The following is a 12442-nucleotide window of genomic DNA, read 5'->3' as shown; positions in this document are numbered from 1 at the left end:
TTTTTGTGTATGTATAAAAAAAGAGGAGCGCTAGGCTCCTCTTATGTTGAATGGTAGTTAATACTAGTTGGCTTATTTGCATTCAACAATTTCATTGGTGATAATGTTTTAACGCAACAAATCAATTAATGATGTGTTTTTGGGCATGTTTTCTAAAATTTGTGCGTTTATGAATTGGATAAAATTATTAGATTCCGGAACTTTTTATGTCCGGATGCTTGTCTTAATTTGAGTTTTGCTTTTTTCATTTTTGCGGGAGAATTGCAATTAATGGACCGAAGTAATATCAGTAAAATCATAATGTCTAACCAAATTTCAAGTGAGATGGCAGTAAAAATATATGGAATTAAGAATTGTAATACGATGAAAAAAACTTTTACTTTTTTTGATACAATGGAAGAGGGATATGAGTTTAATGATTATAAAAAACAAAAGCCTGATCAGGCACTTTTGGAAAGTTTTATTGATAAGCTTGGCTTAGATACTGTCGTCAACCGAAGAGGTACTACCTATAGAAAGCTTGATGATGAGACAAAATTAGCTTTAGATAATGAGGATACTGCCATCCCCATCCTGCAAGAAAAAAGCAGTATGATAAAACGACCTATTTTGGTGTTTGAGGATGGTAGTATGCAGGCAGGATTTGATGAAGATTTGATACGTTCAAAATATTAATAGATGCCAAAGGGAGTGTTTAAAAGGCTTGCTTAAGAAAATTTAGACTCATCCTTTTTCTCCATAGGCAAGAAATCTACTTCCAGATAACCACCGGAGGCATTTGGGCTGGTAAGGAATTGAGGTATTCCCCTGGCCCAATCTATGGTTTGCTTGTGGATATGTCCTGCAAAAACCCCAAGAAGATTGTTGGTGTTGAATACTTCTTTGTGAAAGGCCATGGTGGTCTCACTATGACCATCTTCCGGCCAGCGTTGTCTCCTTTCAATTTTAAAGTTCCTGTCGTTCTTTGCATTGTAATCAGGATGTCCACATCCGTATCCCAAGGTTCTTCCGGGAGCGTAAAGCGGGATATGCATCATTAAAAGCATGGGTAGCCCTTTTTTGGCTTCTGATTTATAGAATTCCAGTTGTTCCGGTAGGATTTCGTAATAACTGTTGTCAATATTTACGAGATTAATCCCTTTAATTTCTGCTGAGTACATTAAGGGATTTCTGCCCTTGTAGAGTGGGAGTAACCGCTTATTGATCCAGGTTTCCCTCAATTCGTGAAGGCTTCCTTCCATACCTTCATAGTGCCAGTCGTGGTTGCCACTTGAATAGAAATAAGGAATACCTGTCTTTTCAAGGCGCTCAAATGCCCATTCAATTGCTGCCTCGGAAGGGAAACTGAACAAGTCACCGGTGAGGGTAATGGCATCGGCATTTACCTCTTTTGCTATTTTTAGCGTTGCTTCGAAAGCTTCTTCAGGATGGGTGGATTCTCCAGTAAGGAAATGGCGGGTTGTATTGTAGGCTTTTGCCATTCTCCCACTGTATTGTTGGTACTTTTCTCCTCTTTGGTCGTCCTTAAATAAATGCGTGTCGGTAACATGCATGATCTTGACTTTTTGGTCAAGATCATGTACGTTAAAGTTTATTTGATGCCCATTTACTCCGACAATAAACGGATGTTTTTTGAAATCAGCTTTAGGTTGTGCAGCGCTTAATTCTTCGTTTAAGCCCAAGGCTAATCCTGCAGATATTACCCCTGCATTTTGAAAGAAATGTCTTCTTTTCATAAAGTTAATGTTTTACTCATCCCACAAAGGAGCAGTAAGGCCATTCAGGTCCCATACCACTTTTCCTGCCTGCACGGTTAGTTCATTTTCTATCTTGTATTTGCCCATCATTTTGCCTACACCTGTTTTTTCAGTGAAACCAAAATTTCCTTCCAATACATTGAGGATAGCAATATCTGCAATAGCGCCCTCGCTCAAATGTCCTAATTCTGTATGGTTAATCACTTGAGCGGGAGCCCAGGTAGATGCCGCCACAATCTCTTGTAAATTCATTCCCATATTAAGGAATTTGGACATTACATTGGTCATGTTTTTCATCCCACTCATGATACTGCTCATGTGGCTATCCGTGCTTATGGTATTGGGTTTTATGCCTTGTTGCATCGAAGGGATAGCATGTTTAAAGGCAAAACTAGAGCCACCATGTCCTACATCGAAAATAATTCCTCTTTCTTGAGCAGCTTTAATGAAAGGCCTTAATCTACCGGCAGGATCCACTAAAGCTTGCCTTCCGAATCCACCACCACCATAAATATGGGTGTAAATATCTCCAGGTCTAAGTTTTTCCATAAAAAGAGTCTCTAGCGAAAGGGGTGGGTTAGCTCCTCCAAAATCAACCATGACCGGAATATCAGCCAACTCACCTGCTTGAACCAAACGGTCTATTTGTTGCCATTGATGTCCGGCATAGTGAGCTACTTTAAATCCCACAATGTGGTCTGGAAACTGCTTGGCCACCAATGCAGCCATTTTAGGATCCATGTCATCTAAATTTTGCTCGTAAAGTGCGCCTTTCATTCCGTGTCCAACGATGTTGAGCATAGCAAAAACCCTAGTTCTTACCCTGTCAATCACCTGTTCTTTGAATTGAATAAAGTTTCTCCATCCTGAACCTCCGGCGTCAACCACAGTAGTCACTCCATATGGCAAAGTAAATCCATCAGGATGAATGGCACTGTAGCCATTGCTGTATTGCCCTCTTTTGTCTAAGCCATAGAAATTGTGAGTGTGGATATCAATTAAGCCGGGACTAACAAACAAGCCGGTGGCATCGATTACTTGAGTGGCAAGGTCTTCTTCAATTGACTTTTGAACCAAGGCGATTTTATCACCTTTGATAGCGATGTCCAAGGGTTCATCAATATTGTTTTTGGCGTCAATTACATGGCCACCTTTGATTAATAGGTCGTATTGCTGCCCCATAACCTGTAAGGAACATATAGCCAGTAAGGCAATAGTAAAGGTGAGTTTTATAAAATTGTTCATTTTCAAAATAGTGGTGTTAGTTGTTATTCAATTTATGGGGATAATTTAGCCTTTCCCACCTTGAGTAACAAATTAAATTTGTTGATCGGTAGGAGGTATAAACAAAAGAAACGGAAAGTTTGCACCTTCCGTTTCTTTAAAATAAGCTTTATAAATCTTATTAAACCGCTTCTGCGATAATTTGATGAATGTCATCATCCAATATTTCCTTCTTCATATCAGCATGTTTAAGAAAGACATCGTAAACCTTGTCTAATTCAAGCTTTGTAAGTGAATGGCCTACTTTATGTGCCCTGTAAGCCAAAGCTGCCCTGCCGGACCTTGCTGTAAGCACAATCATGGATTCATCTACACCTACTTCTATAGGATCAATGATTTCGTAGGTTTCCCTGTTTTTAATGACACCGTCTTGATGGATACCGGAAGAATGGGCAAAAGCATTTGAGCCTACAATTGCTTTGTTCGGCTGTACCATCATCCCCATCTTTTCAGCTACAAGTCGGCTAATCGGATTAAGCAGTTTAGAATTTATATTGTTGGTAACATTAAGCCTAGGGTGCTGTTTCATGATCATGGCTACTTCCTCGAGGGAGGTGTTGCCGGCCCGCTCGCCAATTCCATTAACGGTACATTCTATCTGTCTTGCTCCATTAGTAATCGCTGCAATGGAGTTGGCAGTAGCCAATCCCAAGTCGTTGTGACAATGCGCTGAAATAATGACATTTTCAATACCTCTCACGTTATCAGCTAGGTATTTAATTTTTGCACCATATTCATCAGGTAAACAATACCCAGTGGTATCAGGAATGTTTAGCACGGTGGCACCTGCTTTAATGACAGCCTCACAAACTCTGGCAAGGTATTCATTGTCTGTCCTGCCTGCGTCCTCAGCATAAAATTCCACATCCTCTACAAAAGATTTAGCATAAGCCACTGCATCATAAGCTCTTTGTAAAATATTGTCTCTGTTGCTGTTGAACTTATGTTTGATGTGGTAATCAGAAGTTCCTATTCCAGTATGTATTCTTGGGCGCTTGGCATACTTCAATGCTTCAGCAGCCACCTCAATGTCTTTTTTTACTCCTCTGGATAGGCCACAAACAATTGGCTCCGTTATGTTTTTTGAAATTTCAATAACGGAATTAAAATCTCCAGGGCTAGAAATGGGAAATCCTGCTTCGATCACATTTACACCTAGAGCCTCCAGTTGTTGGGCAATTTCAATTTTTTGAGGGGTGTTTAATTTACATCCTGGTACTTGCTCCCCATCGCGAAGGGTTGTGTCAAAGATCAATACGTGATTCTCATCCATAGTTATAATATTTTTATAAAATCTAAAGTAGAACCTTACATTTAGCGAATAAATTCGATTAACTTTATATGTCCGACGTCTAATAAGATTAAAGTGATCATTAATAACAGAAAATCAGTTGGTTAAGTAAGATAAAATTATGATATCCAATAATAAAAAAGATTTTTTATTTGACTTAATAAATAGCTTGTCGCCCTCCGAGAAAAGGAATTTTAAACTCTTTGCAAAAAGATTAGCATCAAATGAAGGAGCCAAGTTTCTTAGGCTATTTGATGTATTGGATAAAATGGAGGTGTATAATGAGCGACAATTGCTGGAAAAAACACCAGTCAGCAAGAAGCAGTTGTCCAATATGAAGGCCCATTTGTACAAGCAGGTATTGACCTCTTTGAGGCTGTTGTATGCAGATCGGAATATTGAGCTGCAATTGAATGAGCAGATTGATTTTGGGAGAATTCTATACAACAAGGGGCTGTACATGCAGAGTTTGAAGACCTTGGATAAGGCCAAACAGGTGGCCAGTCTGTATGGTCTCAATACCATCATGCTGCGGGTGGTGGAGATGGAAAAGGTGATAGAGTCTCAACACATAACAAGGAGCATTGAAAATAGGGCTGATATACTCAGTCATGAAGCGGCTCATTTGTCCGAAAAAGTAGATCTCAAAAATCGATTTTCAAGCCTCTCACTGCAATTGTATGGGATATATTTGAAAACCGGTTATATTAAAGACAAGGAAGGGCGAGAGATGTTGGAGGGGTTTTATAAGGAAAACATGCCGGTGTATGATTTTCAGAATCTGGGTTTCTATGAGAAAATGTATTTGTTTCAAGCCCAGGTATGGTATTACCATATCATTCAAGATTTTCCTGTATGTTATCGTGCCGCCCAGCACTGGGTGGATCTCTTTGAGGCAGCTCCTCAAATGATAAAAGTAGCAACGGGTAGTTACCTAAAGGCATATCATTATTTACTAGATACCCTGTTTTATTTGGGGTATTATGAGCGATTTGCTCAGGTTTTGGAAGAGTTTAGACAAAGTTTGAAGCAAGAGGATTTTGTGTTTGATGGAAATAGTAAGGTGTTGTCATTCCTTTACCTTTATTCCAATCTTATTAATTTTTATTTTCTCAAAGGGAATTTCACCAAAGGAGTAGAGGAAATTGTGCCTGAATTGCTTAGGGATATTACTCCGGTTAAGCGAAAACTTGATGTACACCACCTTATGGTGTTGCACTATAAAATTGCCTGTCTCTATTTTGGTAGTGGGGACAATGAAAGAGCTATTATTTATTTAGAGCAAGTCATTCAAAATAGTCAAATTGGCTTAAGGGAAGATTTGCAATGTTTTGCCCATATCTTGAAACTGATTGCTAGTTATGAAGCTGGGATAGATGAAAAGCTAGATGGGCAAATCAGGAATGTATATCGGTTTTTGATTAAAATGGACGATTTACATCAGGTTCAAAAGGAGATGATGCATTTCATTAGAAATCTTAGTAGAATTTATGATCATGAGCTTAAAGGAGCCTTTATCGAATTAAGAGATAAGTTAATCGCTTATGAAAACCATCCTTTTGAGAAAAGGGCTTTTCTGTATTTGGATATTATTTCTTGGCTGGAGAGTAAGATTGAAAATAGACCTGTACAAGATATCATCCAGCAAAAATTCTCAGAGAAGATAAAGCGGGAAAAAAATAGAATAATAGACAATGGTCTATAAAAAAGCTGCCTGATCTTATCAAGAACAGGCAGCTTTGCAAGAATTTAAAGGGGTAGGTTATACGGTTACCTCTTTTTCCATGATTACCTGTCCTTTATAGTACAGCTTGCCATCTAGCCAAAAAGCTCTATGTGGTAAATGAAATTCACCAGTGGTAGGGCACTTAGCCAAACCAGGTGCATTTAATTTATAATGTGTCCTTCTTTTATCTCTTCTGGTTTTGGAAATTTTCCTTTTAGGATGTGCCATATCTATGTAATTTTTAGCTTAGTCTTTATTTTTTAAATTCTTTAAAGCTTTCCAAAATGGATTTTGGTCGTCTTTTATTTGTTCTTCTGATAAATTGTTCTCTCCTGCTTCATAAACGATCCAACCTTCACCTTCATCCTCATCATCTTCGTCTTCTTCTGTCAAATGATCAGGGTGAATTTTCTTTGCTGGAATACCTAGCAAGATAAATTCATAGATCAATTGCATCACGTTGATGCTTTGGGTGTCGGCTGTGATAAAAAAGATCTCATCATTGATCTCTTTTTCTTCTTGACCGTATTTATACAAAATCTTATGTGACAAGTCCAAAGGGTAATCAAAATCCTCAAGACTTCTGTCGCAAGTAATGTTAACCTTGCCATTAATGTGGAATACAACCTCTATAAGATTGATCCTTTTGTCAAGTTCTATGCTTGCCTTAACGGCAACATCATTTACTATTTCTCGACTGTTATCAAAATGATCCAGGAATTCAGAATCAATTTCGAAATTGAAATTGTGCTTCCCTTCCTTCAGCCGAATAATGTCAATATCGAATTTCCTTATGAATTTCATTTTCTGAATTAAGACCGCAAATTTAGAAAAATATTTCTGATTAATAAAATCTACCCCTTAATAATTTCATTAAGTAGCAGTTAAGTTTTCTTTTTCTTTGACCATATCGTGTGCCAAGAATATAGCAGACCGCATAGAACCTGGATTCGCATCGTTTTTCCCGGCGATATTATATGCCGTGCCATGGTCAGGACTTGTCCTGATTATTGGCAAGCCTGCAGTGAAATTTACTCCTGAATCAAAACATATGGTTTTGAAAGGGATTAAACCTTGGTCATGGTACATGGCCAGAACACCATCAAACTTCTTTTGATGAATCATTCCAAAGAAACCGTCAGAAGGATAAGGACCAAAAACCAACTCTCCCTCTTCTTTAAAACTTTTTACAACCGGTTGAATGGTTTCCAACTCTTCACTGCCTAGTAGCCCGTCCTCTCCCGCATGTGGATTCAAGCCAAGAACAGCAATTTTTGGCTTTATTACACCGAAATTCTCCTTGAGTGAGCGGATCATGATTTTTAATTTTGCTTTTATGGCAGGACCGGTCACTGCATTAGCTACTTCTCGCAAAGGGAGATGGCCGGTGACCAGGCCTATTCGCATGTCCTCTGAAACCATAAACATCATGCTTTCTTTGGCATCGAAAGCATTGGTTAAGTACTCCGTATGTCCCACGAAGGGGTTTCGGTGCTGTTAATATTGTTTTTATTTAGTGGCGCTGTAACCAAGGCGTCCAATTGACCGGATTTTAAATCTTCAATGGCGCGATCTATGGCCGCTAGGGCCATGCTGCCTGCATCTCTGGTTTCTACTCCCGGCATCACCTCAGGGGATTCCTGAACTACGTTGATTACATTGATCTTTCTGTGATGTACGTCATCTATACTTTTGACTTGAATAAAATTAAAATCATTCATGTCTAAGGCCTTCCTGTAATAGGTTAGCGCCTTGCCATGACCATAGATGACCGGAGTGATCATTTTCTGGAGTCGGTTGTCAAGTAACGCTTTCATGGTGACCTCTGCTCCAATTCCGTTGATGTCCCCTATGCTAATTCCGATTACGGGTTTATTCTTTTTTATATTCATGGCCTTTTCGTATATGGCTTAACGATTGCTTTTCGATAATGATTCAATCGCTTACTAAAATTAATGTTTCTTATCTCTACCTAAGGTGTTCTTGAACTTTTAATGCCAAGACTACCCCATTGAGTTTTCTGAAAAAGTAAATTTCATGGTTTACTTTAGTATAAACAAGTGGAATTTAATAAGAGACCTCAACCCTAAATCGAGAATTAACTGCTTTTAGTTGATCGAAAGCAGCTTTAGATAGCTTGATTAATAATTTGTTGTTGTCTCCTGTCTCCGGTAAAACGCCAACCACTCGAGCAAATATGGTTACATCATTTTCTTCATTTCTTATTCTCATGATGGTTCCCACCGGCGCACTTCTGTGAAGCACCAGGAACTTCTTATGATTTCCAGTACCTTCTATAACCTCGGCTTGACCGCTTTCACTTACATTTTTGAAAGCAGTGGAAGTGCTGACATTATTTGAAGGGCTTTCCACAGCTGTTTTAGAATTTGTGGGTTCGGATGTAGGTTTGTTGTTTCCGGGTAATTGGGTAACAGGAATGTTGGCATTGGTTTCTCTCCCTACTTTAAGTGTTTGACCAACCGAAAGATTGTTGGAAGACAGGCCGTTCCATTTAATTATGTCGGCTACATTTGCGTCATATTTTTTTGCGATGGCAAATAAGGTTTCCCCCTGTATCACTTTATGCGAAATCCAATTACCTGAAGTGGAGACGGAAGGTGAAGCAGGTGAAGTCGCAGGGGTTTCGACAGTTGGAGCAACAGGCTTCTCTTTTTTTTCTTCGGTTGTTTTTTCTTTGAAGCCGTGATTTCAGAGGCATCAGTAACTCCTTTATTTACAACCTCTGCGGTATCTTCCACCTTTTGAGGAGTTACAGGTTGCTGCTTTTGAGGTACTGGCTGTACCTTTTCCGTGGCTACCTCTTCTTTTCCACCTTCGATGATTAGGGCTTGGCCAACACTTAAATCTGTTCCTTTTAGACCATTTGATGCCATCAGTTGATCCATGCCAATGTTGTAGGATTTGGCGATTGAAAAGAGCGTTTCACCGGGAGTTACATGATGGACTTTTGCACCTTCAGGGATCATTTTTTCTCAATAAAAGGTACCCTAATTCGTTGACCGATTTTAAGCCCATCTTTTAAGGTGTCATTATTTTGGACAATGTCACTAACCGGAGTGTTGTACCGCCTTGAAATTCCAAATAAAGTTTCTTGTGGATCTACTTGGTGAATTATAAAGGATTTACCTCCTATCTTTTCTATTCCTACAGAATCAGATCCCACAAGTAATGCTCCTTTGGATGGTATAGCTAAGCCTATCATCCCTAAAATCAATATCCAGCACTTCATTTTACTATCGGTTTTTAACAATAAATTTCTAATAATCATGCAAATTTGATATTTATTTTATCAATTGCAACTCCATTTTATACCAATAGGGGCGTTGATCATTTTTATTGGTATATTCAAACAGAAATATTAAACCGGTATTCAAAATGAAACTCTTTTGTACCCTTGCCTTCTATGTCATCGTTAATTTAATTGTAAATCCATGCTTGCAAGCCAAGTCGGAGCAAAATACCGATTCTTTACAAACGGTATACGTGTTTGAGATGATGGATGATATTGACCCCAGGATGAACAGGAAAGTGAGGATGGCCATGGAAGATGCGGAGCGTAAAAATGCTGCCCTAATAATCGTTCACATGGATACTTATGGTGGAGCCGTAAATGACGCTGATGAAATTCGAACCCTGTTTTTGGAATCCGATATTCCTATTGTGTCTTTTATTGATAAAGATGCTGCCTCTGCCGGCGCTTTAATTTCCATTGCTTGTGATAGTATTTATATGGCCAAGGGAGGAAGTATTGGCGCTGCTACAGTGGTAATGGGTGATACCGGTGAAGCTGCCCCGGACAAATACCAGTCTTATATGCGTTCAATGATGAGAAGTACGGCTGAGGCAACAGGTAGGGATCCGAAAATTGCAGAAGCCATGGTAGACGAAGATTTGGAAGTGGAAGGGGTGTCAAAAGCCGGGGAAGTAATTACCTTTTCGGTTTCTGAAGCAATAGAAAATGGATTCTGTGAAGGGGAAGTCGGTTCTATTGAAGAGGTTGTAGCCAGATTTGGGTTTAAAGATTTTAAAATACACGAATATGAGCCCTCTCTTTCGGAGGATATCATCTCCATTTTCTTAAATCCGGCAGTAAGTGGCTTTCTGATTCTGGTTATTTTTGCAGGGATTTATTTTGAAATACAAACGCCGGGAATAGGCTTTCCCCTTGCAGCAAGTGCCATCGCTGTTGTCCTATATTTTATTCCCTATTATCTTACAGGACTTGCCAGTAATTGGGAAATGGTACTTTTTATAGTGGGAATTATATTGTTGGCGGTTGAAATTTTTGTTGTTCCGGGCTTTGGCGTCTTTGGTATTTTGGGGATCATATGCATATTGGGGGATTAACCATGGGCATGTTGCCAAACGAACAGTTTGACTTTACCTTTGTAAGCTCCGGTAAGCTGTTTTCTGCGCTATTAACTGTGATCCTTGCAGCAACGGTAGCGACGGTTTTGATTTTTACGCTTACGCCCAAAATCAATCAATGGGAAAGTTTTAGCAGAATATCCCTTGCGGATACCCAACAAAAATCGGAAGGTTATACTTCATCATTTTATAGTGCTGAACTGCTTGGGAAGGAGGGCTTTTCTTATACTCGTTTGATGCCAAGTGGAAAGGTGATTATTGAGGACGAACAATATGATGCTTATTCTAGGGGTGAATTTATCGACAAAGGTGAAAAAATTAAAGTGATTAGCACTGAGGGTACCTCGTTGAGAGTAAGGAAGGTAGAAGGTTGATCATTATTTATTGGGGAATAAAAAAAGTATGTAGGGGCAATGCCTCTTGATTTTTACTTAAATTCGGAAATAAAATCCTCTTTTTGCAAGAATGAAATTGATTAGAAGAATTTATTCTATCTATGGCAGCATTGGCTTTATTTCAGCGTTTTTGCTTTTACTGCCAGTATTTATTTATACGATCGAAATTTCCGGAAAAAAGGGCCAAGGGAGAAAAATGAATAGAATTTGGTCCAAATTGTTTTTCGGAATGCTTTTTTAAAGTTAAAATAGAGAATCGCTTTCATTTGAATAAAAGTGATCAATTTATCTTCGTTTCCAATCATTTTTCCTACTTGGATATACCTGTGTTAGGGCTTATTCCATTCGATCTGGTGTTTATTGGTAAAAGTTCGCTAGCCAAGGTTCCTCTTTTCGGATATATGTTCAAAAATTTACATATTGCTGTGGATAGAAACAGTATGAAGAGTAGGGGAGAGTCTATTTTAAAGGCAAGAATAGCCTTAGATGAGGGGGCTAGTGTGGTTTTTTTCCGGAAGGAGGAATTTCGAGTAAAGCACCACCGGCAATGGCTAAATTTAAAGATGGAGCGTTTAAATTGGCCTTGGACAAACAAATTCCAATTATTCCTGTCACTTTATCATACAATCACTTAATTTTGCCGGACGATGGGAAGTTTTTATTACGTTATAAGCCTGTTAAAGTAGTCATACATGAGCCTGTATCCGTTATGGGGTGTGGGCCAAACGATGTGAATCAGCTTAAATTGAAGTGTTTCAACATTATACAGGATCAATTGAATAAAGACAATGTCCAGGATTAAATTTAAATAGACAATTCATGAAATTAGATATCGATTCACTCAAAAAAATTGCACATTTAGCCAGACTTGAGTTTGATGAAACAAGTGCAAAAAAAATGACGGCCGACATGACTCAAATCCTTGATTGGGTTGAGAAATTAAATGAGTTGGATACCAGTGATGTGGAACCACTTATAACCATGTCTTCTGAAGAGAATGTCATGAGAAAAGATGTGGTAGGTGCTCATTTAGATCACGAGAAAGGCTTGAAAAATGCCCCCCAAAGAGATTCGGATTATTTCCGTGTCCCTAAAGTTATGGAGTAATGCGCCGGACGGTCTGGCAGAATGCCTTCTTCTTTATGTTTTCAGCTGTTCTGATAAGTGCAGGTTTAGGGATACTATGGGTAAACACTTTAGATACCATCGACCTGGTAACCTATTCAGAAAAAATCAATGTTCCATTAGAAAGTTTTCAGACTATCTCGGGAATGCTTGAATTTGAGGTTCAAAATTTCCTTTTACTTGATAAGTTTAATCCACTACCTCCTCAAGCTTTCCCAAAGCTGACCCAGGCGATGGGGATAGGTATTTGGTTGTTGCTGTTGTTTTTTATCGTCTTATTAACCTTACTGAAGCGCCAAGCATTTTTGATCGGGGCGGGCTTTTTGATATTGCTATTGAGCATAAGTGGGGTGAATAGTTTGAATATTGGAGGGATTGGTACCAATTATGCCTTGGCCATATGCTTGGTTTTTTTATTGGTGCCTGCATCTGTTATCCACCTTTTTTTAATGATGTTATAAATTTAGGTCTGAGG

12 protein-coding genes and 3 pseudogenes are annotated in these 12442 nt (G+C 38.8%); 6 read left to right on the top strand and 9 right to left on the bottom strand.

Annotation, left to right across the window (positions count from 1 at the left end):
• Positions 1 to 324: 324 nt before the first annotated feature.
• On the top strand, positions 325 to 675 hold the full coding sequence (locus tag WG932_RS16190; RefSeq protein ID WP_483084699.1) for a Spx/MgsR family RNA polymerase-binding regulatory protein: 351 nt from the start codon (positions 325 to 327) through the stop codon (positions 673 to 675).
• Positions 676 to 707: 32 nt separating this feature from the next.
• On the opposite strand, the gene WG932_RS16185 is transcribed toward WG932_RS16190, so the two are convergent.
• From WG932_RS16185 to WG932_RS16175, 3 genes are all read right to left on the bottom strand, one after another.
• Positions 708 to 1736 carry a metallophosphoesterase family protein gene (locus tag WG932_RS16185; protein WP_483084698.1) on the bottom strand — a complete coding sequence of 343 codons (1029 nt, stop codon included), beginning with the start codon at positions 1734 to 1736 and terminating at the stop codon, positions 708 to 710.
• 12 nt (positions 1737 to 1748) lie between these two features.
• Positions 1749 to 3002, bottom strand: coding sequence for an amidohydrolase/deacetylase family metallohydrolase (locus WG932_RS16180; RefSeq protein WP_483084697.1), 1254 nt, complete (start codon positions 3000 to 3002; stop codon positions 1749 to 1751).
• Between the two features lie 160 nt (positions 3003 to 3162).
• Positions 3163 to 4314 carry a 2-isopropylmalate synthase gene (locus tag WG932_RS16175; protein WP_483084696.1) on the bottom strand — a complete coding sequence of 384 codons (1152 nt, stop codon included), beginning with the start codon at positions 4312 to 4314 and terminating at the stop codon, positions 3163 to 3165.
• Positions 4315 to 4453: 139 nt separating this feature from the next.
• On the opposite strand from WG932_RS16175, the gene WG932_RS16170 reads away from it, so the two are divergent.
• A complete protein-coding gene (locus WG932_RS16170; protein ID WP_014019079.1) occupies positions 4454 to 6037 on the top strand; it encodes a hypothetical protein in 1584 nt (527 codons plus the stop codon).
• Positions 6038 to 6094: 57 nt separating this feature from the next.
• Here the strand turns inward: WG932_RS16170 and rpmF are convergent, their stop codons facing one another.
• The 6 genes and pseudogenes from rpmF to WG932_RS16140 form a co-directional block, all read right to left on the bottom strand.
• Positions 6095 to 6286: a 50S ribosomal protein L32 gene (rpmF, locus tag WG932_RS16165; RefSeq protein WP_014019078.1), complete on the bottom strand. Its 192-nt coding sequence runs from the start codon at positions 6284 to 6286 to the stop codon at positions 6095 to 6097.
• A gap of 18 nt (positions 6287 to 6304) precedes the next feature.
• The gene (locus WG932_RS16160) at positions 6305 to 6862 is read right to left on the bottom strand and encodes a YceD family protein (protein WP_149392000.1); all 558 of its coding nucleotides are present in this window, start codon (positions 6860 to 6862) and stop codon (positions 6305 to 6307) included.
• A gap of 69 nt (positions 6863 to 6931) precedes the next feature.
• Positions 6932 to 7950, bottom strand: a pseudogene (gene pdxA, locus WG932_RS16155) (4-hydroxythreonine-4-phosphate dehydrogenase PdxA).
• Positions 7951 to 8125: 175 nt separating this feature from the next.
• Entirely contained in the window at positions 8126 to 8638 is a 513-nt protein-coding gene (locus tag WG932_RS16150; protein ID WP_483084695.1) for a LysM peptidoglycan-binding domain-containing protein, read from the bottom strand.
• On the bottom strand, positions 8635 to 9045 hold the full coding sequence (locus tag WG932_RS16145; RefSeq protein WP_483084694.1) for a LysM peptidoglycan-binding domain-containing protein: 411 nt from the start codon (positions 9043 to 9045) through the stop codon (positions 8635 to 8637). The genes WG932_RS16150 and WG932_RS16145 overlap by 4 nt, the downstream gene beginning before the upstream one ends.
• Positions 9042 to 9308, bottom strand: a complete 267-nt coding sequence (locus WG932_RS16140) for a LysM peptidoglycan-binding domain-containing protein (protein ID WP_483084693.1) — start codon at positions 9306 to 9308, stop codon at positions 9042 to 9044. The genes WG932_RS16145 and WG932_RS16140 overlap by 4 nt, the downstream gene beginning before the upstream one ends.
• Before the next feature lie 146 nt (positions 9309 to 9454).
• Here WG932_RS16140 and WG932_RS16135 point away from each other — a divergent pair.
• From WG932_RS16135 to WG932_RS16120, 4 genes and pseudogenes are all read left to right on the top strand, one after another.
• Positions 9455 to 10821, top strand: a pseudogene (locus WG932_RS16135) (NfeD family protein).
• A 287-nt stretch (positions 10822 to 11108) separates the two neighbouring features.
• Positions 11109 to 11644 (top strand): annotated as a pseudogene (locus tag WG932_RS16130) (lysophospholipid acyltransferase family protein).
• Positions 11645 to 11661: 17 nt separating this feature from the next.
• A complete protein-coding gene (gene gatC / locus WG932_RS16125) occupies positions 11662 to 11949 on the top strand; it encodes an Asp-tRNA(Asn)/Glu-tRNA(Gln) amidotransferase subunit GatC (protein WP_014019072.1) in 288 nt (95 codons plus the stop codon).
• Positions 11949 to 12428 (top strand): hypothetical protein, encoded by a 480-nt coding sequence (locus WG932_RS16120; protein ID WP_483084692.1) that lies wholly within the window; start codon positions 11949 to 11951, stop codon positions 12426 to 12428. Before gatC ends, WG932_RS16120 begins: the two co-directional genes overlap by 1 nt.
• Positions 12429 to 12442: the final 14 nt, after the last annotated feature.

The organism is Cyclobacterium sp. SOCE241, assembly GCF_056867545.1.
This window is presented reverse-complemented; position numbering and strand designations above follow the sequence as displayed.